The organism is Rhodoferax sp., assembly GCF_011391645.1.
Lineage (GTDB): Bacteria > Pseudomonadota > Gammaproteobacteria > Burkholderiales > Burkholderiaceae_C > Rhodoferax.
The window spans coordinates 1-22,288 of the sequence record NZ_JAABQC010000011.1 but is presented as its reverse complement, the minus strand read 5'-3'; the positions used below and the strand labels follow the sequence as shown (position 1 = coordinate 22,288).

The following is a 22,288-nucleotide window of genomic DNA, read 5'->3' as shown; positions in this document are numbered from 1 at the left end:
GGGCCTCGGCAGTTCACGCTAAATCCCCTGCCAGCGTTTGCGGCTCTTGCAACAGGTCGCGCAGCTCTGCCAGAAACAGGGCACCCCGGTGGCCGTCGGAGGCGCGGTGGTCGGCGGCCAGCGTGGCGCACAGCAGCGGCATTGAGACCAGCTTGCCGCCATCGACCCAGGGCCGTTCAGCAATGCTGCCAAAACCCACCAAGGCCACCTGCGGCGGGTAAATCACACCAAACACCGACTGCACGCTTTGCTCGCCCAGATTGGTGATGGTGATGGTGGGGTCGCTCATCTCGGAGCTGCGCAGCGAACCGGCGCGGCTTCGCTTGACCAAGTCGGCCAGCTCGCGCATCAGTTGCGCCAGCGGCTTGCTGCCCGCATCGTGCAGCGCCGGCGCCACCAACCCGCCACCGCGCAGCGAAATCGCCACGCCGGCATGCACGGCGGCGCTGGCTTCAAATTGGCCGTCACGGTAAAAACCATTGAGCTCGGGCGTGCGATTGAGCGCCGCGGCCACCGCCTTGAGCAGCAGCGCAGCGGTGAGGATGCGCTCGGTGATGGGCTGGCCCGCGTTGCGCTGCTGCAGCCAGTCCAGCGCGTTTTTCATGGGAATGGTCTCGGCCAGGTAATAGTGCGGAATCTCGCGCTTGGAGCGGCTCATGGCGGCGGCAATCGCCTTGCGCATCTCCAGTTGCCGGTCGGGGGCTGGCGCCACCGCAACGGCTGGCGCCGGCACCGCCTTGGCTGCCGCCTCGACGTCGGCCAGCGTGACCGAACCCTGGGCGCCGGTGCCAGCCAGGCTGTCGGGGTTGATACCGAGTTCCTTCGCCCGGCGGCGCGCAGAAGGTGACACCGGATGGCGCGTTGTTGGCGCGGGTGTGGCGGCTTCTGGCGCGCGCAACTTGCCCGGCACTGGCGCGGCGGCTGCCACGGCGCCCGCCACCACCGGCGCTGGCGTCACCTCACCCGGCGCCAGCAGCGTGGCCAGCACGGTGTTGACCGGCACTTTGGCACCCACCGGCACCAACAATTCATGCAGCACGCCGTCATGCCAGATTTCAACATCCACGGCGGCCTTGGAGGTGTCCACCACCGCCACCACCTGGCCGCGCCTGACCGCGTCGCCGGGCTTGACGTGCCAGGCCAGCAGCGTGCCTTCGTCCATGTCGGCACCCAGCGAGGGCAGCTTGAATTCGATCATGCGCCGGCTCCCATCAGCGCCTGTACCGCCGCCACGATTTTTGGCACCTGGGGCAGAGCGGCTTCTTCCATGTGGCGGGCATAGGGAATAGGCACCTCTTCGGTGCACACACGCGCCAGCGGCGCATCGAGGTCATAAAACGCCTGCTCGCTGATGCGCGCCATCACCTCGGCGGCCAGGCTGCCGGAGCGCCAGCCCTCGTCCACCACAACCGCGCGGCGGCACTTGCGCACCGAGGCCATCACGGTGGCATCGTCGAGCGGGCGCAGCACCCGCAGGTCGATCACCTCGGCGGCAATGCCTTGTGCCGCGAGCTGTTCTGCCGCCAGCAGGGCTTTGGGCAACGAGCCGCCATGGGTGATCAGGCTCACGTCAGTGCCCGCGCGGCGAACCCGGGCGCGGGCGATGTCCACCGGCAGCGTTTCGTCGTCGGGCAACTCGCCCTCGCTGTTGTAAAGCTGGGCGTGCTCAAAAATCAGCACCGGATCAGGGTCGGCCAGCGCTGCCCGGAGCATGCCGCGCGCATCGGCCACCGTGGCGGGTGCCAGCACGCGCAGCCCCGGCACATGGGCATACCAGCCCTCAAAACTGTTGGAATGCTGCGCTGCCACCTGACGCCCGGCGCCGGTGGCCATGCGAATCACCAGCGGCACCGAAAACTGGCCGCCCGACATGTGGTGCAGCATGGCCGCGCTGTTGACAATCGGGTCGAGCGCCAGCAGGCTGAAGTTGACGGTCATGATCTCCAGAATCGGGCGCATGCCGCCTAAAGCGGCGCCAACGCCGGCACCGACAAAGCCAAGCTCTGACAGCGGCGTGTCGCGGATGCGCTCGGGGCCGAACTCTTCGAGCAGACCCTTCGACACCGCATAGGTGCCGCCATAACAACCCACGTCCTCGCCCATCAAAAACACGCGCGGGTCGGTTTGCAGGGCCTCACGCAGTGCCTCGCGCAGGGCGTCGCGGTAGCTGATGCGTCGGCCCATCATGGCGCTCCCTGTGCGGTGTGCACATCGCGCAGAAAGTCTTCCACCGGTTCCCAGCCTGAGCCCTCGGCAAAAGCCACCGCCGCATCAACCTCGGCCTGCGCCGCCGCGTCGAGCGCCAGGAACTCGGCCTCGCTCAGGCTGCCCTGCTTTTTCAGGCGCGCGCTGTAGGTGTGAATTGGCCCGCGCGTCCTCCAGGCTTCAACCTCCTCTTTGGCGCGGTACAACTCGGGGTCGAACATCGAGTGGGCGCGAAAGCGAAACGTTCTGAATTCGACAAAGACCGGGCAACCCTGCTCGCGCACCTGCCCGGCGGCGCGGCGCATGGTCTCATGCGCCGCCACCACGTCCATGCCATCGACACTGACCGTGTTCATGCCGTATGACGCCGCCTTGGTGCACAGTTCGGGTTGTGACTCGGATCGGGCCAGCGCCGTGCCCATGGCATACAAATTGTTTTCGCAGCAAAACAGCACCGGCAAGTGCCACAGCGCGGCCAGGTTCATGGCCTCATGGAAGGCGCCCTCGGCCACCGCGCCCTCGCCGAAGAAGCAGGCCGTCAAGGCACGCCGGCCAGAGAGTTTGTCGGCCAGCGCCAGCCCGACCGCCAACGGCAAGCCGCCGCCCACGATGCCCTGCCCGCCATAGAAACGATTGGCGCGGTCAAACAAATGCATGGAACCGCCGCGCCCGCGCGAGCAGCCGCCCTGCTTGCCAAACATTTCGGCCATGATGGCGTTCATGCCAATGCCGCACAGCAGCGCGTGGCCATGCTCGCGGTAAGTGGCCACCACGTTGTCTTCAGGGGTCAGGGCGCGCAGTGCGCCCGTGGCCACGGCTTCCTCGCCAATGTAGAGGTGCAAAAAGCCGCGGATCTTTTGCTGGCCGTACAGCTCAGCGGCGCGCTCTTCCATGCGCCGGATGCGCAGCATGTCGGACAACATGCCCAGGGCAAATGGCTTGTCCCACGGCACCGGGCCGCTGGGTGGGGCCGGGACTTTCATTTTGCTCATGCGCCGCTCTCAAGAGTCGAGGTGTCGCCCTCGGGCAAGCCGAGCTCGCGCGCCTTGAGCAGGCGGCGCATGATCTTGCCGCTGCGGGTGCGCGGCAAGACCGCCAAAAAGGCAATTTCCTTGGGCGCCACGGCGGCGCCCAGGCGTCTGCGCGCATGGGCCGAGATGTCCAGCCGCAGCGTCTCGGAGGGCTCGAAACCGGACTTGAGCGAGACAAACGCCTTGACCACCTCGCCCACCATCGGGTCGGGTTTGCCAATCACACCGGCCTCGGCCACGGCCGGGTGTTCCATCAGCGCGCTTTCCACCTCGAACGGGCCGATCAGATGGCCCGCCGACTTGATGACGTCATCAGCGCGGCCGACAAACCAGAAATAGCCATCGGCGTCCCGGCGCGCCAGGTCACCGGTCAGGTACAGGTCGCCAGCGAAGCATTTGGCATAACGCGCCTCGTTGTTGAGGTAGCCGCGAAACATCGACGGCCAGCCGCGCTTCAAGGCCAGCTCGCCTTCGACGTCGGGTGTGTCGATGACGCGCACCCGGGGCGCCTCGCCCTCGGCCTCCAGATGTTCAACGATATAGGCATCAATGCCCGGCAGCGGGCGGCCCATGGAGCCGGGCTTGATGTCAAAGGCAGGGGTGTTGGCAATCATGATGCCGCCGGTTTCGGTCTGCCACCAGTTGTCGTGGATCGGCAGGCCCAGCACCTCCTGGCCCCACCACACCGCCTCGGGGTTGAGCGGCTCGCCCACGCTGGCCACAAAGCGCAGGCAGGGGTAGCGGTGGTGGCGGACCGGCTCCGGGCCGCCCTTCATCAGCATGCGAATGGCTGTGGGGGCGGTGTACCAGACGGTCACATGCTCTTGCGCCAGCAGCGTGTACCAGCGCTCGGCATCGAACTCTTCACAATCCACCAGCGAGGTCACGCCCTGCAACAGCGGCGCGATGATGCCGTAGCTGGTGCCGGTGACCCAGCCCGGGTCGGCGGTGCACCAGTAGCGGTCATGGCGGTGCAGGTCAAGCGCATAACGCGCCGTGGCTTCATGCGCCACCGCCGCGCCATGCACATGCAGCGCGCCCTTGGGCGTGCCGGTGGTGCCGCTGGTGAAATGCAGCAGCGCCGGGTCGTCCTCGCTGGTCTCCACCGTGGTGAAGTTGTCAGAGGCGGCGGCCATCAGCGTGGCCAGGTCGAGGGTGTCGGGCTCGTCGGTGACGCCGCCGTCCTCGGCCACCAGCAGCACATGGCGCAGCGAGGGCATTTGCGCGCGCATCTGGCGCACCTTGCGCTGGTAAAGCGCGTCCGTGGTGACCAGCACCTGACCGGAACCCAGCTGGATGCGGGTGGCAATCGGCTCGGGGCCAAAGGCCGAAAACAGCGGTGTCACCACCGTGCCATTCTTGAGTGCACCCAACAGCGCCACATAAAGCTCGGGGATGCGCCCGGCCAGCAAAAAAAGGCGGTCACCCTTGCCCACCCCCAGGCTTTGCAGCACGTTGGCGAAGCGGTTGGTCTGGCGCGCCAGGTCGGCATAGGTGAGTTCAAGCGCGGGCGCGTCGCGCCTGACAAAGCGCAGCGCCGTTTGGTAGCGCAGCACGCCGCCCGCATGGCGGTCCACCGCCTCGAAGCCGATGTTGAGCCCGCCCCCCGGCAAGCCCTGCAGCGCCAGGCGCGCCTTGCCCCAGGAGAACCGGCGGCGCTCCTCGTCATACTCGGTCCAGTTGGGCAGCAGGCGCTGGCTGCCTGCGTCCTTGTGAATAACAGGGGGTCTTTCCATGGGGTGCCTCCGGTTCAAATCGTGTCAACGCCCCGATTCCGGCCTTCCCGGTCTCGGGCATTGCCCAGATCAGCGGCAAGGTCGGCCAGTTCGCGGGTCAAAACCGACAGCACGTCCTCGAGGGTGACGATGCCAGCCAGACGCCCGTCGTCATCGGTGATGACCAGCCGGCGCAGTCGGTACTTGCGCATCAGTTGCACGGCGTCCATGGCGTCCATCTCGGGTTGCGCCTTGACCAGGTCGACCGACATGATGTCGCCCGCTGTGAACACCGCCGGGTCGAGCCCTTCGGCCATGAGTTCAAGCACCAGGTCCCGGTCGGTGACGATGCCGACCGGCTTGTCTTTGTCAAGGGCATCCACCACCACCAAAGCGCCGATGTGGTGCCGGCGCATGAGCTGGGCCACGACCCGCGCCGAGGTTTCAGGCTCGACGACCGCGACCAGTGTGGTCGCAAATTCCTTGAGTTTGGTTGCCATGGCGACTCCTGTTCGTGAGAAATCCACAATTGGGTCTCAGAATAGCCGTGCCATCGGGCGGGATGTTGCGAATAATCATGTCAGCGGCCGATTTTCCGCGCGCCGGCCAGCCAAGTGCAAAGGGCTGGCAAGGCACCGCGCTTTCAGCGCACCACCACCAGCACATCCGAGTGGGCCTGCCCCAGCACATGCTTGGTGACGCTGCCCAGCAGCAGTTCCTCGGTCATGCCCATGCCGTGTTTGCCCATCACGATCAGGTCGGCACCCTGCTCTTCTTCCTGTTCCAGGATGTAGTCTGGCGGGCTGGCAAAGGCCACCAGGGGGCGCCACTGCGCATCCGTCAGGCCGGCATCTGTGGCGATCTCGCGCAGGCGGACCAGCGCCTCACGGTAAATGGATTCACGGTGCTGGCGGATGATGTCTTCATCAACTCCGGCAAACCGCATCTTGCCCTCAAACGGCAACTCGCAGGCGTGCAGCAAAAAAAGCTGCGCCTGCGGGCTGATGCAGCGTGCCAGTTCGATGGCGCGCAACGACCAGGCCGAAAAATCGACCGGCACCAGCACGCTGCCATAGCTCTGGTGCGGCGCCTCCTTGACCATCAGAATCGGATGCCGGGTTTTGCGCAGCAGGCGCTCGGCCGTGGCGCCCAGCAACCAATGCCGCATGAATCCGGCCCCCCTGGAGCCGACCACCACCAGGTTGGCCCCCAGCGCGTCCGCCTGATCAGAAATGGCGGCCAACACGGCCCCTTCAACCAGGTGATGGCCCACTTCGAGGGGTCCGGTCGCGCTGAGTTCGGCGGCCATTTGGGCCAAGGCAACAGATGCCTGCTGACGAACGCGCTCCTGCATGGCATCACCGGCCTGGCCGAAAAGTCGCTTGAGCTCGGTCAACGCACTTTTTTCAAGCACATGCACCAGGTCAAGCTTGCCACCGGTCTGGCGGGCCAACATGGCCGCGCGCTCGGCGGCATGGTGCGCGGGCGCGGACAGGTCAGTGGCGGCGAGTGGAAAAAGTGCGGTGTTCATGGGGTCTCCCTGGCTTTGGCAACTTCAGCGGTTTCAGCAGTGGCAATGCGGGCAGCAATGTCGAGCGCCGCAAAGTCGGCGGCCTGGTTGAACGGCAGGATGACCTCGACGTTGGCCAAACTGCCCAGCGCCTGCACCTCGGCCTCGTGGCGCGCCACCACGGCAATTTTGCCGCTGAAATGGTGCTCGGACAAGGCGTGGACCAAGGCGCGGTTGGCCGCCGTCTCGGGCAGACTGCTGACCACCCAGGGCACCCCCGCCAGCGGCAGGCTCTCGATGAAGTCCGATGCCTCGCAGTCGCCAAAGCGCGCATCGAGCCCGGTGAGTTGCAAGGTCTTGATGACCTCGGGGTCAAAGTCAACACCCATCACGCGCATGCCCTGCGCACGCAGCTTTTGCGCCAAACGGGAGCCGTAACGGCCAAGGCCAAACACCAGCACATCAGGCCGCACAGATTGGGTGGGTGAATTTTCCACGGCCAGTTCCCTGAAAGGGGTGCGGCGCTCAAAAATGCCAAGCACCGGCGCCAGCCAGTCGTACAGGCGATGGGAGTAAAGAATCATGTAAGACGACAAGGCAATCGTGATCAGCCCCACCAGCGTCGTCAGCCCCAGCGCGCTGGCACCAATATGGCCCAGGCTGATGCCCATGGCAACAAAGATGATGGAGAACTCCGAGATTTGCGCCACCGTGAGCCCCGCCAGAAAACTGGTGCGCTTGCGGTAGCCCATGTAACCCATGATGGCCATCACGATCAGCGGGTTGCCGATCAGCACAAACAGCGACAACACAATGGCGGTGCTGACCTCGTCACCCAGCGTCGAGAAATCAAGTTTGGCGCCCAGGTCAATGAAAAAGAACAGCAGTAAAAAGTCGCGAATGCTGGCCAGGCGCGCGCTGATGGCCTCGCGGTAAGCGGTGGAGGCCAGTGAAAAACCGGCAACGAACGCCCCGGCCTCTTTGCTGAACCCGGTGAATTCGCCCAGCGCAGCCAGCGCGGTGCCCCAGGCAATGGCAAAGATCAGCAGCAGTTCTTGCGAGCGCGCCAGCGTGTCAACCACCCGGGGCAGCACAAAGCGCATCAAAACAAAAAGCAACACCGCAGCGCCACCCAGGCGGGCCAGCAGGTTCAGCGTGAGCGTCAGGCCGCTCACCACCTCACCCCCAATGCCCCCCAGCCCGCTCATGACCATCATGGCAATCACCACCGCCAGGTCTTGCACGATCAAAAAGCCAACGGCAATGCGCCCGTGCAGAGACTCAAGCTCGCGCTTGTCAGACAGCAGCTTGACGATGATGATGGTGCTGGAAAACGTGAGCGCCACCGCCACGTACAAGGCTTCCAGCCAGCCCCGGCCCAGCGCCAATATGATGAAAAAGCCAAACAAAATGGTGAAGCCCAGCTGCCCCAGCCCGGTGGCCAGCGCCACCGGCCCGATCTGGCGCACATGCCGCAAGTCAAGCTTGAGGCCCACCACAAACAGCAGCACCGTGATGCCAATCTGCGCCAGCAGGTCAATCTGGTCATGGGCGCCGACCCAGCCAAAAGCCGACGGTCCCACCAGAATGCCCACAATGATGTAGGCCATCAGCAGCGGTTGACGCAGGCGCACCGCAATGGCGCCCACCACCGCCGAGAGCATGAGGAGCAGCGCGAATTCCTGGTAGGCGCTGTTCATGGCAGGACCTTGGAGGTGGCGTTTTGGCGAATTCTGCTGCGCCGTTTGAGCATCGTGCGCCAGCGCCAGATGAGCGAGATCAAGCCGTAGGTGAGCAAACCCACCAGGACCGCGGTGATCGACAGCCCCACCAGCAGGGGTTTGCCCAGGTTGGTGATGCGCTGCCAAAAACTGACGTCTTCAGGGGCCACGGTGTGTTGCGGATTTTGAAGATCGAGGCTTTTCGGGCGTTCCTTGCTGCCCGTCACCCAAACACCCAGCCGGTAGGCGCCGTAATAAATCGGACCAAAGGTGACCGGGTTGCTGACCAGCGTGCTGGCCACCGCCGTTGGAATATTGGCCCGCATGACAACCGCCGCTGCCACCGAAAGCGGTATCTGTGCGATGGGAATCAGCAGGCCAAAAAACACCCCCAGCGACACCCCCATGGCCACGCCGCGGCGCGACCAGTGCCACAGCTTGGGGTGCTGCAGCCAGGGGCGCAGCCACGACAGCCAACGGTTGTGGGCGATCTGCTCGCGGCTAGGCACATGGTTGCGCAGTCTTTGCAGCAATTTCATTCACAGGCTCCGGATGTTCATGCGCCGCAGCACCATTTTTTCTGCTTCAACCGCCAAAAACTTGAGCCCGCCCAGCCCCAAAATGACGGCCCACGAGGTGGCGTCGAGTGGGGCCGTCTGAAACACTTGCTGCATTGGCGGGGCATAGGTGAACAGCAGTTGCAGGCCAATCAGCAACATACTCATCCAAATGGCCACCGGGTTGTCAGTCAAGATGCCGCGCGAAAAGGCCGATGCCGTGAAGTGCCGCACATTGAACAGGTACACCAGTTCGCCCACCACCAGCATGTTGACCGCCGCGGTGCGGGCCATCTCCAGGCTGCTGCCGCGCGACAGTTCCCACTCAAAAACGGCAAACGTCACGATGATCATCAGCAGGCTCACGTAGGCAATGCGAAACCCGAGGGCGCGCGTGATCAGCGGCTCGGAAGGGCTGCGCGGCTGGCGCTGCATGATGCCCGGCTCGGCGGGCTCAAACGCCAGCGCCAATGCCAGCGTGACGGCGGTGACCATGTTGACCCACAGGACTTGCCCGGCCGTGACCGGCAGCGCCAGCCCGGCAAACACCGCCAGCAAGATCACCCCGGCCTCACCACCATTGGTGGGCAGGATGAACAAAATGGATTTCTTGATGTTGTCAAACACCACCCGGCCCTCGCGCACGGCGCGGGTGATGGTGGCAAAGTTGTCATCGGTGAGCACCAGGTCAGCCGCCTCGCGGGCGGCGTCCGTCCCTTTGTGCCCCATGGCCACGCCAATGTCTGCCGTCTTGAGCGCCGGCGCATCGTTGACACCATCGCCTGTCATGGCCACCAACTCACCTTGCGCCTGCATGGCATCCACCAGACGCAGCTTGTGCTCGGGACTGGCGCGGGCAAACACATCGGTCTCCATGGCCACCTTTTGCAGCGCCAGGTCGTCCAGGCTGGCCAGGGCATCGCCTGTGACCGCGAGGTCGGCACTCAGACCCAGTTGCCGCCCAATGGCGGCTGCGGTGACGGCGTGGTCGCCGGTGATCATCTTGACGCGAATGCCGGCGCCCTGACACTGCGCCACAGCCGCAATGACTTCTTCTCGGGGCGGGTCAATCAGCCCGACCAGCCCGAGCAAGGTAAAGCGCTGGGTGATGTCGGCCATGCACAGCGCAGTGGTGCCCGCGGGCATGTCAGCGCGCGCCAGCGCCAGCACACGCTGCCCGGCACGGGCGGCAGCATCCATTCGGGCGCTCCAGGCCGCGGTGTCGAGCGGTTGACCGCTGGCGTCGATGGGGCACAGATCAAGCACGCGTTCAGGCGCGCCCTTGAGCAACACAAAGGCATGGCCCGCATGGTCGTGGTGCAGGGTGGCCATGAAACGGTGCTCGGACTCGAACGGAATCGCGTCCACGCGGGGTGTGGCGGCCGCGGCATCCAGCGGGTTGAGCCCGGCCTTGTGGCCCAGCGTCAGCAAGGCACCCTCGGTCGGGTCGCCCACCAGGTGCCAGCCTGTGCCGGACTTGTGCCGCAGGCTGGCCTCGTTGCACAACAGCGCACACTGCGCCAGCGCCTGCAACGCCTCGTTTTGGGCGACATCCACCACCGCACCGTCCTGATGGAAACCGCCATCGGGCGCGTAACCGGCGCCGGTGACCTCAAGGGTGTGCGCAGGCAGCATCACCTGCACTGCGGTCATCTCATTTTTGGTCAGGGTGCCGGTTTTGTCGGAGCAGATCACCGTGACCGAGCCCAGGGTTTCCACCGCCGGCAGCCGGCGGATGATGGCCTTGTTGCGTGCCATGTTGCGGGTGCCAATGGCCAGCACAATCGTCACGATGGCCGGCAATCCCTCCGGAATGGCCGCCACGGTCAGACCAACCACGGCCAGAAAAATGTCGAGCATCGGCATGTTGCGCACCCAAAACCCGAACGCAAAGGTGAGCAGCCCGGCGCCAAGGATAAAGAGGGTGATCTGGCTGGCAAACTGGGCCAGGCGGCGTGTCAGCGGGGTGTCGAGCGTCTGCACGTCGCCCACCAGGGTGCTGATGCGGCCGATTTCGGTCTCGCGCCCGGTGCCCACCACCAGGCCCTGCGCCTGGCCAAAGCTGGCCACGGTGCCCGCAAAAGCCATGCCACTGCGGTCGCCAATGGCGGCGCCCTCAGCCACAGGTTCGGCATTTTTTTCGACCGGCACCGACTCGCCGGTCAGGGCGGCTTCGTTGATGCGCAAGTTTTTAACTTGCAGCAGGCGCAAATCGGCTGGCACTTTGGCGCCGGATTCCAGCAACACAATGTCACCCGGCACCAGTTGCACGGCGTCAATTTCTTGCCGCTCGCCGTCACGGATCACCATGGCCCGGCTGGCCAGCATGGCGCGCACGGCATCCAGCGCCTTTTCTGCCTTGCCCTCCTGAATGAAACCGATCAGCGCGTTGATCAGCACCACGGCGGCAATCACGCCCGCATCGACATAGTCCTTCAGGCCAAAGGTCACCACACCCGCAGCCAGCAGCACATAAATCAGCGGGTTGTGAAACTGCAGGACGAAGCGCAACCAGGGCCCGCGACGCCGCGATTCAGGCAGGCTGTTGGGGCCATAGGTGGCAAGGCGCCGGTCAACTTCATCGCTCTCCAGCCCGCTGCTGGCGTCAGCCGTCAAACGCGCCAGCGCCTGATCGCGATCAATGGTGTGCCAGACAACATTCTTGTCTGGCGGTGTGAATTCTTTTGCCATTACCGAGGCCCTTCTAACTTTAGGGTCATCATAAACACGAGCGGCTGATCCAGCCCTTGACGTTTGTCAGTTTCCGCAGCGCCTGTGATGAATTGGGAGCGGCCCGTGATGTCTTCAGCTCAACTGCGCCCAGGCTTTCTCCAGCCGTTTCACACTCACCGGTTGCGGCGTGCGCAGTTCCTGGGCAAAGAAGCTCACGCGTAACTCTTCCAGCAGCCAGCGGAACTCCTGCAGCCGTTCATCGACCACGCCCTTGCGCTCTGCCAGCAGGCGGGTGTAGCGCTGCTCCAGCGGCTGCAACTCTTTGAGGCGAGCCAGGTCACGGGCCGGGTCGGCGCGGTATTTGTCGAGCCGCGCGGTGATGGCCTTGAGGTAGCGGGTGAAATGGTGCAGGCTGGCCCAGGGCGTGACGCTCAGAAAACGCTTGGGCATCAGGCGGGCCAGTTGCTGGGCGGCGTCAAGCGTGGCCTCGGGCGCGTTTTTGGTGTCCTTGATCTTGCGCGCAGTCACCGCATATTCAAGCATGATGGCCGCGGCCAGCCGTGCGACCTCGGTGCAGATCAGGGTCAGCCGGCCCCTGCCCTCGTCAATGCGCTTCTTGAAGGCAAATTCATCGGTGGGCAGTGGTTCGAGCAAAAAGGCGCGGTCGAGCGCCACCTGGATGATCTGCTCACGCAGTTCTTCGAGCGTGCCGCCCGTGCCCGAGCCGTCGGGATTTTTGCCGACCTGCATGTAGGTGACCGCCATTTTTTGCAGGTCAGGGACGTTTTTCTCCAAGTACTTGAGCGCGTCCCTGATCTGCAGGGCAAACAGGCGGCGCAGGCCGGCGCGGTGCTTGGCGGCCGCCACATCGGGCTCATCGAAGACCTCGATGGTCACCGCATCACCGGCGTCGATCAGGCCAGGGTAACCGATCAGGGTCTGGCCGCCTTTTTGAATCTCAAGCAGCTCGGGCAGTTCGCCGAAGGTCCAGGCGGTGTAGCGCTGGGGGGCCATTGGGGCCTGGTGACGCCCGTCATCGCGAGGCCGCAGGCCGTGGCGATCCGTGCCTGCGGATGTCGTGGATTGCCGCGCTTCGCTCGCAATGACGGGCCCGGCGCTCGCAATGACGGGAGAAGTGCCAGCGCTCACAGGGCTGGCAACGCCCTGCCCCAGCTTGAGCCCGGCCAGCGCCTGAAATGCGCCGCGAGCCTTGGCCCCCAGTTCGGCTTTCAGGGCGCCCAGGTTGCGCCCGTGCCCGAGCTGGCGTCCATGTTCGTCGACCACCCGGAAGTTCATGAAAAAGTGGGGCACCAGCATGTCGACTTTGATGTCGGCGCGCACCACGTCCACCGCCGTGGCGGCGCGAACCTGCTTCAGCACCGCATCCAGCAGCGAGCCATGGCCAAACAACTCGGGCGCGTTCAGCGTTTCTGCCATCTTGCGGGCACTTTCGGGCAGCGGCACCAGCCGTGAACGCGGGCGCTGATGCAGGGTTTTGAGCAGCGCCTGGATCTTGTCTTTGAGCATGCCGGGCACCAGCCATTCACAGCGCTCTTCATTCACCTGATTCAGCACAAACAGCGGCACGGTCACGGTCAGGCCGTCTTTGGCATCGCCCGGCTCATGCAGGTAACTGGCCGCGCAGTCGACACCGCCCAGGCGAATGGTTTTGGGAAAGGACTGGGTGGTGATGCCGGCCGCCTCGTGGCGCATGAGCTCTTCACGCGTGAGCAGCAAGAGCTTGCTGTTGCCGGTGGGCGCCGCGCCGCGCACCGGCATCGGCATCAGGTACTCGGGCTTTTTGCAGGCGTCGCGGTACCAGGCATCAAAGCTGTAGCCGCTGCAGACTTCGGCCGGCAACTGCTGGTCATAAAAGGCGTAGATCAGCTCGTCGTCGATGAGCACGTCCTGGCGGCGCGCCTTGTGCTCCAGGTCTTCGACCTGTTTGATCAACCTGAGGTTAGCCTCAAGAAACGGCCACTTGCAATCCCATTGGCCATTCACCAGCGCTTCACGAATGAAGATTTCGCGTGCGCCCACCAGGTCAACCCGGCCGTAGTTGACGCGCCGGCCGCTGTACACCACGATGCCATACAACGTGGCGCGCTCCAGCGCATTGACTTCGGCCGATTTCTTTTCCCAATGCGGATCCAGCAACTGTTTTTTGAGCAAATGGCCGCCAACCTGCTCCAGCCACTGCGGCTCAATCGCGGCAATGCCACGGCCAAACAGCCGCGTGGTTTCGACCAGTTCGGCGGCCACAATCCAGCGCCCCGGCTTTTTGACCAGATGGGCGCCGGGGTGCGGGTAAAACTTTATGCCGCGCGCGCCCAAATATTCACCGCCGCTGCCGCCGCCTTCGGTTTCCAGCTTGTAACCGATGTTGCCCAGCAGGCCCGCCAGCATCGACAAATGCAATTGCTCGTAGCTGGCGGGCAGCGTGTTGAGGCGCCACTTGTGCTCGGCCACCACGGTGTGCAACTGCGAGTAAATGTCACGCCACTCGCGCACCCGGCGCATGCTGACGAAGTTCTGCCGCAGAAGCTGCTCATACTGGCGGTTGCTCAGCTTGTGCTGCCCCACCCCACCCTTGCCATCGTTGATCCATTTCCAGAGCCTCAGGTAGCCGCTGAACTCGCTCTTTTCGTCGTCGAACTTGGCGTGCGCCTGGTCGGCCTGCTGCTGCGCTTCCATGGGACGGTCGCGCACATCCTGCACCGACAGTGCTGACGCAATCACCAGCACCTCGTCGAGCGCCTCGCGCGAGCGGGCTTCCAGAATCATGCGGCCCACGCGGGGGTCGAGCGGCAGCTTGGCCAGTTCCTGGCCCATGGGGGTCAAATCGTTGGCGTCGTCGACCGCGCCCAATTCATTGAGCAGTTGGTAACCGTCGGCAATGGCGCGGCCCGAGGGTTTCTCAATAAACGGAAAATCCTCCACCACACCCAAATGCAGCGACTTCATGCGCAAAATCACGCCTGCCAGCGAACTACGCAGGATTTCCGGGTCGGTAAATTTGGGACGGCCAACAAAATCTTTCTCGTCATATAGCCGGATGCAAATGCCGTTGGCCACACGGCCGCAGCGCCCGGCGCGCTGATTCGCCGAACTCTGGCTGATCGGCTCGACCAGCAACTGCTCGACCTTGCTTCTGAAACTGTAGCGTTTCATGCGGGCGGTGCCCACGTCAATGACGTAGCGAATGCCCGGCACGGTAAGCGAGGTCTCGGCCACGTTGGTGGCCAGCACAATGCGGCGCCCGCTGTGGCTGTCAAAAATACGGTCCTGCTCGGCCTGGCTCAGCCGCGCAAACAGCGGCAGCACCTCGGCACCCCGAAAAAGGGGCTGATGGCTCAGGTGGCCGCGCAGATGGTCTGCAGCTTCGCGGATCTCGCGCTCGCCCGGCAAGAACACCAGAATGTCGCCGCTGTTGTGTGCATCGCGCCAAAGCTCGTCCACGGCATCAGCGATGGCGTTGTTCAAGTCGTAATCCCGCGACTCTTCAAACGGCCGGTAACGCTGCTCGACCGGAAACATGCGCCCTGACACCATGATGATCGGTGCCGACCCATTGCGACTGGCAAAGTGTTCGGCAAACCGCTCGGCGTCAATCGTGGCCGAGGTCACCACCACTTTCAGGTCGGGGCGGCGCGGCAGGATCTGGCGCAGGTAACCCAGCAAAAAGTCGATATTCAGAGAGCGCTCATGCGCCTCGTCGATGATGATGGTGTCGTAGGCCTTGAGCAGCGGGTCGGTTTGGGTTTCGGCCAGCAAAATGCCGTCGGTCATGAGCTTGACCGAGCTGTCACGGCTCAGCCGGTCCTGAAAGCGCACCTTGAAGCCGACCACATCGCCCAAGGTGGTGTGCAATTCTTCGGCGATGCGCTTGGCCACGCTGCTGGCCGCAATGCGCCGCGGCTGGGTGTGGCCGATGAGCTTGCCCGGCGGCGCACGCGAGCCGTCCGGGTTGACGAGCGGGTAATTAAGCTTGCCGCGCCCCAGCGCCAGGGCGATTTTGGGCAATTGCGTGGTTTTGCCCGAGCCGGTTTCACCGCAGACGATGATGACCTGGTGCGCCTGCATGGCGGCCATGATCTCTTCGCGGCGGGCGGAAACGGGTAGCGATTCGGGGAATTCTATTTTCAGAGGTGCAGACATTGGCCGCGATTATCGAGGCTGCCTCAGTGAGTGGCCGACGGGCCACAACCGCCTAGGGTTTGATGGCGATTTTGAGCACGCCGTCGCGCTGGTTGGCAAACAGGTCGTATGCCGCCACGATGTCGTCGAGTGCGTAGGTGTGGGTCACCATCACGCCCAGGTCGAGCCGCCCGCTGGCCACGATGTTCATCAGCCGACGCATGCGTTCTTTGCCGCCAGGGCACAGCGCGGTGTTGATCTTGTGGTCACCCAAGCCAGCGGCAAAGGAGGCCATCGGAATTTTCAGGTCGCTGGAATAGACACCCAGGCTCGACAGCGTGCCGCCGGGCTTGAGCACGCGCAGTGCTGACTCGAACGTGGCCTGGGTTCCCAAGGCTTCAATCGACGAATCTGCGCCTCGGCCACCGGTCAGCTTCATGATCTCATCGACCACGTCGCAGGTGTTGAAGTTGAGTGTGATGTCGGCACCCAGTTTTTTGGAAATGCCCAAGCGGTGGTCGTTGCCGTCCACCGCAATGATCGTGCTTGCGCCCAGCAGGCGGGCGCCGGCCGTGGCGCACAGGCCAATCGGACCCTGGGCAAATACCACCACGGTGTCACCGATGCGGATATTGGCGTTTTCAGCGCCTTTGAAACCAGTGGACATGATGTCGGGACACATGAGCACTTGCTCGTCGGTCAAGCCATCGGGAATCGGGGCCAGGTTGCCCTGCGCGTCGGGCACCAGCACATATTCGGCCTGGGTGCCGTCAATCAGGTTGCCAAAGCGCCAACCCGCCGTGGCCTTGTAGCCATGGCAAGCGCAGCGTCCGCTGGCAATCAGGTAGCTGCCATCTTGCGACGCCACGCCGTCTTGCGCGGCATACGAGTTGAAGTCTGGGCAGATGGCACCGGCAATCACGCGCTGGCCCTCTTTGTAGCCCCGCACCGCGCTGCCGAGCTTTTCGATCACCCCCACCGGTTCATGGCCTATGGTGAGCCCCTTGGCCACCGGGTATTCACCCTTGAGGATGTGGACGTCCGTGCCACAAATGGTGGTGGTGGTGATGCGCAACAACGCATCGTTGGGACCCACGTCAGGCATCGGCTTGGAAACCACCTCGATGCGACCGGGTTCAATAAAGACTGCAGCTTTCATCATGATGGATATCCTTGGTTAATGTGACGTGGGTCGCGCATCAAAAGATGTAGCGAACAGACAGGCTGGTGGCACCAACGCGCTCGTCGCGGTCGCCGGCGAACTTCATCTCTTGCGATTCATACTGCAACACGGTGGACCACTGCGGGGTGAACACATATTCAACGCCCACGCCGTAGGAGAGCCCAAAGCCGTTTTCAGATCCTGCAACAATGCCTGACGCCGGATTTGAAGAGACATCGGTGCGGCTGTAGGTGGTGCCAACCTTGCCCAGCACGTTGAACGCAGGGCTGAGCGGCAATTTGCCAATCAGGCTCAGGTTGACGCCGTCGGCCTTGGTTGTGCCGCCCGCGCGGTTGACCGAGCCGAAGTCGGTGTAGCCAATTTCGACACCAAAATTGGTGCTGAAATAGTTGCCCACCTGAATGCCGTACGAGGTATCGCCTTCATCCGACTCGAACACATCGATGCCGTTGTCCAGGGAGTAATCCGACTTGCCCACGCTGAGGCCAATGTAGCCGCTGCCTGGCGCGCGCACGGATGAGTAATTATTGGGGGTGCTGCTTTGCGCCTGCACACCCAGGGCGGCAGTCAGTGTGGCTGCCGCAAGGATCAATTTGATGGCGTTCTGGGATTTGTTTTTCATGGTAAGTCCTGGATAAAGTGGAGAAGAGTTTTGGCATCCCGATTTGTGTCATGCCTTTGATGGCTTACAAATTGGGGCACGCGCGTGAATTCATTCACCGGATGGCATCCGGCTTGAATACCCGACTAGATTAGTGCCACCCGGCAAACCAGTCTGTGCGTTCTCGCACCAACGCCAGAACCCCTCACCCGGCCGCCACCCCCAAGTACTTTTTGATGCCAAGGGCGAGCGCCCTGATGCACACGCTGGCCTGCCCAATGCCGTCGCGCGCAGGCGCTACACTAATTTTTTATTCCAGGAGCCTCGTCATGTCAAATCTGACCATTGCGCGCCTTGCGTATCGATCACAATCTGAGTGCCAACGACCTGCCCAATGCCTGGTTAGCCGCCTGCGTGCTGCCATAAAAAGCGGTGCTGACAAAGCTCGACCGTGACTTTTTTCGCCCATTGCCTTCCAAACGCCTGCAACTGCCAAAGCCCGCCCTATGAGTTCGATCTTCAACTTCACCTTTGTGCCCTGGTTCCGCTCAGTGGCGCCCTATATCCACAAGTTCAGGCACCAGACCTTTGTCGTGGGCGTGTGTGGCGAGGCGATTGCCGCTGGCAAGTTGCCCAACCTGGCGCAAGACCTGGCGCTGATCCAGAGCATGGGTGTCAAGGTGGTGCTGGTGCACGGCTTTCGCCCGCAGGTGAACGAACAACTTACCGCCAAGGGCCACACACCGCGTTATTTCAAGGGCATCCGCATCACCGATGAGGTGGCGCTCGATTGCGCGCAGGAAGCCGCTGGCCAACTGCGCTACGAGATCGAAGCCGCGTTCAGCCAGGGCCTGCCCAACACACCCATGGCCGGCGCCACGGTGCGGGTGATTTCCGGCAATTTCTTGACGGCACGCCCGGTCGGCATTGTTGAGGGCGTGGATTTTCAGCACTCGGGCGTGGTGCGCAAGATCGACACCGCGGGCATCATGCGCTCGCTCGACATGGGGGCGCTGGTGCTGATGTCACCGTTTGGTTTTTCACCCACCGGCGAGGCCTTCAACCTGACCATGGAAGAAGTGGCCACCTCGGTCGCCACCTCGCTGCAGGCCGACAAACTGATTTTTGTCACCGAAATACCCGGAATTGCCACCCTGGTGGACCAACCGGTGAGCGAAGACAACCCGATTGACACCGAGTTGCCGCTGGCAGCCGCTGAAAAGCTATTGGCAGACTTGCCCAGTGCCAACACCCCCAGCGACACGGCGTTTTATTTGCAGCACTGCGTCAAGGCCTGCAAGGGCGGCGTTGAGCGCAGCCACATCATCCCGTATGCGGTGGACGGCTCGATTTTGCTGGAAGTCTATGTGCACGACGGCATTGGCACCATGGTGGTCGATGAAAAGTTGGAGAGCCTGCGCGAAGCCACGGTGGACGATGTGGGCGGCATTTTGCAACTGATCGAGCCGTTTGAAAACGATGGCACCCTGGTCAAGCGCAGCCGCACCGAAATAGAGCGCGATGTGGGCCTGTACACCGTGATCGAGCACGACGGCGTCATTTTTGCCTGCGCCGCGCTGTATGCCTACCCTGAAGCGCGCACCGGCGAAATGGCCGCCCTCACCGTGTCACCCCAAGTGCAAAGCCAGGGCGATGGCGAACGCGTGCTCAAACGCATTGAGCAGCGCGCCAAACTGACCGGACTGGACAGCATTTTTGTGCTGACCACGCGCACCATGCACTGGTTTTTAAAACGCGGCTTTGTGCAGGTGGATGCCGACTGGCTTCCCGAAGCACGCAAGCGCAAATACAACTGGGATCGCAAAAGCCAGGTACTGGTTAAAAAAATCACCTGATGCACTGAAGCAGTTGCCCCGGTGGTCATTGCGGACCCGATCCGCAATCCATGACTTGTGCACGAGTCTTGCTTGGTCACCAGCGCAATATCAACCATTTCAATCAACTCAACAGGAACAAAAATGAGCTCTCTCAATTTCATCGGTGGCGAAAAAGGTGGCGTTGGCAAATCGGTGGTGGCGCGGCTGCTGGCCCAGTACCTGATCGACAAGGACCTCCCCTTCATGGGCTTTGACACCGATCGCTCGCACACCTCGTTTACCCGTTTTTACGCCGATTACGCCGCGCCAGTGCTGGTGGACAGCTACGAGGGGCTGGACCGGGTGGTGAGCGTGTTCGAAAACGCCAACGAAAGTGAGGCTCCGCGCGTGATCGTCGACCTGGCCGCACAAACCGCGATGCCCCTGTCCCGCTGGATCAAGGACTCCGACCTGTTGCCGCTGCTGGCCGACATGGGCGTTGCCGTGAACTTCTGGCATGTGGCCGACGCCGGCAAGGATTCGGTGGACCTGCTCGATCGCCTGCTGGATGCCTATGGCGAAGGGCCGAACTACCTGATTGTCAAGAACATGGGGCGCGGTACCGATTTTTCACAACTCGAGGCATCCCCTGCCATGGCCAGAGCGCTGGAAATGGGTGCCAAGATCATCACCCTGGCGCAATTGCACGAAGGCAGCATGCGCAAGATCGACCGTCAAAATGCCAGTTTCTGGGCCGCCCTGCACAACCGGTCGGACGCCGATGCGCTGGGCCTGCTGGAGCGTCAGCGTGTCAAGAACTGGCTGCGCAAAAGCTACGAGTCTTTTGACAGCTTGCCAATTTAACTTCTTTGTGGGTCAGACCACCAGACACCTTGCGGGTCAACAGGCGTTGAAACACAAAAGAATTTGATAAGTATCAATAAAGTTTTACGGCCCAGGCAGAAAATCGCGGATTCCCCACGATATCCCAACCCACTTTGAGAGAACCTGATGCCGGAAAACGCAAAAACCCTGAATCTTGTCACCGACAACGCCCCGCTGCCCCAAGCACCCAAGCCAGTCGCCAAAAAGACTCCCAGACGCAAACCGGCAGCGAAATCGACCCTTGAACCGGTGCGTCGCGCCACGCGCGGCGACACCAGTGGTGCCAAAACCAGCGCCGGGGTAGCCCGACAAGTGGTTAAAGCCAAGCTTGATGCCGCTCAGATCAGTCAACAAAGTGCCTTGCGCGACATTCTGGCCAACAGCGCCAGCAAGGCCGACGCGCTCAAGGTGCTGCTGGACGGCTCATCACCCGATGACGTGCTGGCCATCCAGCAGATGCTGATGGAAAGCCAGGCCCTGCCCAAAGGCAAGGGCAACAAGCCCGATGAAGAACTGGCCAGCGACTGGCGCACCGGTGGGTATCCCTACAAAAACCTGATGTCGCGCAAGCGTTATGAGGTTCAGAAATACAGATTGCAGGTGGAGTTGCTCAAGTTGCAAAGTTGGGCCAAGGAAACCGGACAACGGGTGGTGATTTTGTTCGAGGGGCGCGATGCCGCCGGCAAGGGAGGCACCATCCGGCGCTTCATGGAACACCTCAACCCGCGTGGTGCGCGTGTCGTGGCGCTGGAAAAACCGAGCGAATCCGAACGCGGCCAGTGGTACTTTCAGCGCTACGTGCAGCATTTGCCAACCGCCGGCGAGATCGTGCTGTTCGACCGGTCCTGGTACAACCGCGCCGGCGTGGAGCGGGTCATGGGCTTTTGCTCGGAAGCCGAGTACCAGCAATTCATCCACCAGGCGCCGCTGTTCGAACGTCAACTGGTGCAAAGTGGCGTCCACCTGATCAAGTTCTGGTTTTCGGTGAGCCGCAAGGAGCAGCGCCGTCGTTTCAAGGAGCGTGAACTGCACCCCCTGAAACAATGGAAGCTCAGCCCGATCGATCTGGCATCACTGGACAAGTGGGATGACTACACCAAGGCCAAGGAAGCCATGTTTTTCGAGACCGACACGGCTGACGCGCCCTGGACCGTCCTCAAGTCGGATTGCAAGAAGCGGGCGCGCCTGAATGCCATGCGTTATGTGTTGCACAGACTGCCCTACACCAACAAGGTGACCGACAACATTGGCGCACTCGACACCCTGCTGGTGGGCCGGGCCCATGTGGTGTACGAGCGCGGTGAACACCCCGCAGGCGTACTGCTGTAGCGCCTAGCGCCGCATCCAGCGGCGCCCAAGCATCACCAAAGCAAGCAGCACGGTAGCGGAAAAAACAAGGAAAGCCCAGTTGGCAATGGACCCGCCCAAAAAGGTCCAGTCAATGGCTGAACAGTCGCCACTGCCCTTGAAAATCATGGGAATGGCGCGCTGCAGCGGGAAGTTTTCGATCATGCCGTAAAAATCTCGACCACAGGTGGCCACCTCGGGCGGGTACCACTGCAACCAGCTTTGGCGTGCCGCCACAAAAGCCCCAAAACCGGCGGCCAGCAACAGGACAAACGAGCCCCCAAAATGGACGCGGCTTGATTTGCTGGCACTCAGCAGACCCGCAATGATCGCCACAGAAAACAGCGCATACCGCTGGACGATGCACATCGGACAGGGCTCCAGCCCCTGGCTGTGCTGCAAATACAGGCCGAAGGCCAGCATGGTCAGGCAGATCACGCTTAAAAATGCAAAAACGCGCCGGGGCGCGTTGTCAAGCATCACAAGGAATACGTTCACCATGAGGACAGGAAGCCCTATTTGGACGCTTCGTCCAGCGCCTTGCAGGACGGCGAACAGACGGCCTGTGACTTGCCAAGTATTTTCTTGGAAACCATCTGGGATCGGGCGCGGTGCTTGCCACACAGGAAGCACGACATGGTCGCTGCTCCAAATGAGGTGGCGGCGGTGAAAGGCGAGCCCGACACCTTGGATTTGTAACGCAGGCCATCGGCCACGATTTTGGTTTTGGTATCTGCTTTTGACATAGGTCGGATTTTAACGCAGGAGCGCGCTGTGCGAAAAACCTTGCTACAGTTGCACGTTTTGACTCACCCTTGAAAGATTGTTATGGCGCGCACTGTGAATTGCATCAAACTCGGCACGGAAGCTGAAGGACTCGACTTTCCACCCTACCCCGGAGAGTTG

The 22,288-nt window shown here is 62.6% G+C and carries 18 protein-coding genes; 4 read left to right on the top strand and 14 right to left on the bottom strand.

The window, feature by feature from the left end:
- Positions 1-13: 13 nt before the first annotated feature.
- From GPS82_RS02840 to GPS82_RS02785, 12 genes are all read right to left on the bottom strand, one after another.
- Positions 14-1,198: a dihydrolipoamide acetyltransferase family protein gene (locus tag GPS82_RS02840; protein ID WP_296490728.1), complete on the bottom strand. Its 1,185-nt coding sequence runs from the start codon at positions 1,196-1,198 to the stop codon at positions 14-16.
- Positions 1,195-2,184, bottom strand: coding sequence for an alpha-ketoacid dehydrogenase subunit beta (locus tag GPS82_RS02835; RefSeq protein WP_296490726.1), 990 nt, complete (start codon positions 2,182-2,184; stop codon positions 1,195-1,197). The genes GPS82_RS02840 and GPS82_RS02835 overlap by 4 nt, the downstream gene beginning before the upstream one ends.
- Entirely contained in the window at positions 2,184-3,197 is a 1,014-nt protein-coding gene (gene pdhA / locus GPS82_RS02830; RefSeq protein ID WP_296490725.1) for a pyruvate dehydrogenase (acetyl-transferring) E1 component subunit alpha, read from the bottom strand. Before pdhA ends, GPS82_RS02835 begins: the two co-directional genes overlap by 1 nt.
- Complete coding sequence (acsA, locus tag GPS82_RS02825) at positions 3,194-4,972, bottom strand: acetate--CoA ligase (RefSeq protein ID WP_296490723.1); 1,779 nt, start codon at positions 4,970-4,972, stop codon at positions 3,194-3,196. Before acsA ends, pdhA begins: the two co-directional genes overlap by 4 nt.
- Positions 4,973-4,986: 14 nt before the next feature.
- On the bottom strand, positions 4,987-5,451 hold the full coding sequence (locus GPS82_RS02820) for a CBS domain-containing protein (RefSeq protein ID WP_296490721.1): 465 nt from the start codon (positions 5,449-5,451) through the stop codon (positions 4,987-4,989).
- A 143-nt stretch (positions 5,452-5,594) separates the two neighbouring features.
- Positions 5,595-6,482, bottom strand: coding sequence for a universal stress protein (locus GPS82_RS02815; RefSeq protein ID WP_296490720.1), 888 nt, complete (start codon positions 6,480-6,482; stop codon positions 5,595-5,597).
- The gene (locus GPS82_RS02810) at positions 6,479-8,161 is read right to left on the bottom strand and encodes a cation:proton antiporter (protein WP_296490718.1); all 1,683 of its coding nucleotides are present in this window, start codon (positions 8,159-8,161) and stop codon (positions 6,479-6,481) included. Before GPS82_RS02810 ends, GPS82_RS02815 begins: the two co-directional genes overlap by 4 nt.
- Positions 8,158-8,721 (bottom strand): DUF2062 domain-containing protein, encoded by a 564-nt coding sequence (locus GPS82_RS02805; protein WP_296490716.1) that lies wholly within the window; start codon positions 8,719-8,721, stop codon positions 8,158-8,160. The genes GPS82_RS02810 and GPS82_RS02805 overlap by 4 nt, the downstream gene beginning before the upstream one ends.
- Positions 8,722-11,430 (bottom strand): cation-transporting P-type ATPase, encoded by a 2,709-nt coding sequence (locus tag GPS82_RS02800; RefSeq protein WP_296490714.1) that lies wholly within the window; start codon positions 11,428-11,430, stop codon positions 8,722-8,724. It abuts the gene before it with no gap.
- 114 nt (positions 11,431-11,544) lie between these two features.
- A complete protein-coding gene (gene hrpA / locus GPS82_RS02795; RefSeq protein WP_296490713.1) occupies positions 11,545-15,570 on the bottom strand; it encodes an ATP-dependent RNA helicase HrpA in 4,026 nt (1,341 codons plus the stop codon).
- Positions 15,571-15,622: 52 nt separating this feature from the next.
- The gene (locus GPS82_RS02790) at positions 15,623-16,720 is read right to left on the bottom strand and encodes an NAD(P)-dependent alcohol dehydrogenase (RefSeq protein WP_296490749.1); all 1,098 of its coding nucleotides are present in this window, start codon (positions 16,718-16,720) and stop codon (positions 15,623-15,625) included.
- A gap of 28 nt (positions 16,721-16,748) precedes the next feature.
- Positions 16,749-17,354: an outer membrane beta-barrel protein gene (locus GPS82_RS02785; RefSeq protein WP_296490712.1), complete on the bottom strand. Its 606-nt coding sequence runs from the start codon at positions 17,352-17,354 to the stop codon at positions 16,749-16,751.
- Positions 17,355-17,839: 485 nt separating this feature from the next.
- Between GPS82_RS02785 and argA the strand changes: the two genes are divergently transcribed.
- From argA to ppk2, 3 genes are all read left to right on the top strand, one after another.
- Entirely contained in the window at positions 17,840-19,189 is a 1,350-nt protein-coding gene (gene argA, locus GPS82_RS02780; RefSeq protein WP_296490711.1) for an amino-acid N-acetyltransferase, read from the top strand.
- Positions 19,190-19,312: 123 nt separating this feature from the next.
- Complete coding sequence (locus tag GPS82_RS02775; RefSeq protein ID WP_296490710.1) at positions 19,313-20,014, top strand: mobilization protein; 702 nt, start codon at positions 19,313-19,315, stop codon at positions 20,012-20,014.
- A gap of 147 nt (positions 20,015-20,161) precedes the next feature.
- Complete coding sequence (gene ppk2 / locus GPS82_RS02770) at positions 20,162-21,364, top strand: polyphosphate kinase 2 (RefSeq protein ID WP_296490709.1); 1,203 nt, start codon at positions 20,162-20,164, stop codon at positions 21,362-21,364.
- A 3-nt stretch (positions 21,365-21,367) separates the two neighbouring features.
- Here the strand turns inward: ppk2 and GPS82_RS02765 are convergent, their stop codons facing one another.
- Positions 21,368-21,862, bottom strand: a complete 495-nt coding sequence (locus GPS82_RS02765; RefSeq protein ID WP_296490708.1) for a disulfide bond formation protein B — start codon at positions 21,860-21,862, stop codon at positions 21,368-21,370.
- Between the two features lie 35 nt (positions 21,863-21,897).
- Entirely contained in the window at positions 21,898-22,128 is a 231-nt protein-coding gene (locus GPS82_RS02760) for a hypothetical protein (RefSeq protein ID WP_296161316.1), read from the bottom strand.
- Between the two features lie 82 nt (positions 22,129-22,210).
- On the opposite strand from GPS82_RS02760, the gene GPS82_RS02755 reads away from it, so the two are divergent.
- On the top strand, positions 22,211-22,288 hold a 78-nt coding region (locus GPS82_RS02755; protein WP_296490746.1), incomplete at its 3' end, for a Fe(2+)-trafficking protein.

What these genes read in the sequence shown, in the direction of transcription:
- GPS82_RS02840 (WP_296490728.1), bottom strand. Translation starts at nt 1,198, where the DNA reads ATGATCGAATTCAAGCTGCCCTCGCTGGGTGCCGACATGGACGAAGGC.
- GPS82_RS02835 (WP_296490726.1), bottom strand. Translation starts at nt 2,184, where the DNA reads ATGGGCCGACGCATCAGCTACCGCGACGCCCTGCGCGAGGCACTGCGT.
- pdhA (WP_296490725.1), bottom strand. Translation starts at nt 3,197, where the DNA reads ATGAGCAAAATGAAAGTCCCGGCCCCACCCAGCGGCCCGGTGCCGTGG.
- acsA (WP_296490723.1), bottom strand. Translation starts at nt 4,972, where the DNA reads ATGGAAAGACCCCCTGTTATTCACAAGGACGCAGGCAGCCAGCGCCTG.
- GPS82_RS02820 (WP_296490721.1), bottom strand. Translation starts at nt 5,451, where the DNA reads ATGGCAACCAAACTCAAGGAATTTGCGACCACACTGGTCGCGGTCGTC.
- GPS82_RS02815 (WP_296490720.1), bottom strand. Translation starts at nt 6,482, where the DNA reads ATGAACACCGCACTTTTTCCACTCGCCGCCACTGACCTGTCCGCGCCC.
- GPS82_RS02810 (WP_296490718.1), bottom strand. Translation starts at nt 8,161, where the DNA reads ATGAACAGCGCCTACCAGGAATTCGCGCTGCTCCTCATGCTCTCGGCG.
- GPS82_RS02805 (WP_296490716.1), bottom strand. Translation starts at nt 8,721, where the DNA reads ATGAAATTGCTGCAAAGACTGCGCAACCATGTGCCTAGCCGCGAGCAG.
- GPS82_RS02800 (WP_296490714.1), bottom strand. Translation starts at nt 11,430, where the DNA reads ATGGCAAAAGAATTCACACCGCCAGACAAGAATGTTGTCTGGCACACC.
- hrpA (WP_296490713.1), bottom strand. Translation starts at nt 15,570, where the DNA reads ATGTCTGCACCTCTGAAAATAGAATTCCCCGAATCGCTACCCGTTTCC.
- GPS82_RS02785 (WP_296490712.1), bottom strand. Translation starts at nt 17,354, where the DNA reads ATGAAAAACAAATCCCAGAACGCCATCAAATTGATCCTTGCGGCAGCC.
- argA (WP_296490711.1), top strand. Translation starts at nt 17,840, where the DNA reads ATGAGTTCGATCTTCAACTTCACCTTTGTGCCCTGGTTCCGCTCAGTG.
- GPS82_RS02775 (WP_296490710.1), top strand. Translation starts at nt 19,313, where the DNA reads ATGAGCTCTCTCAATTTCATCGGTGGCGAAAAAGGTGGCGTTGGCAAA.
- ppk2 (WP_296490709.1), top strand. Translation starts at nt 20,162, where the DNA reads ATGCCGGAAAACGCAAAAACCCTGAATCTTGTCACCGACAACGCCCCG.
- GPS82_RS02765 (WP_296490708.1), bottom strand. Translation starts at nt 21,862, where the DNA reads ATGCTTGACAACGCGCCCCGGCGCGTTTTTGCATTTTTAAGCGTGATC.
- GPS82_RS02760 (WP_296161316.1), bottom strand. Translation starts at nt 22,128, where the DNA reads ATGTCAAAAGCAGATACCAAAACCAAAATCGTGGCCGATGGCCTGCGT.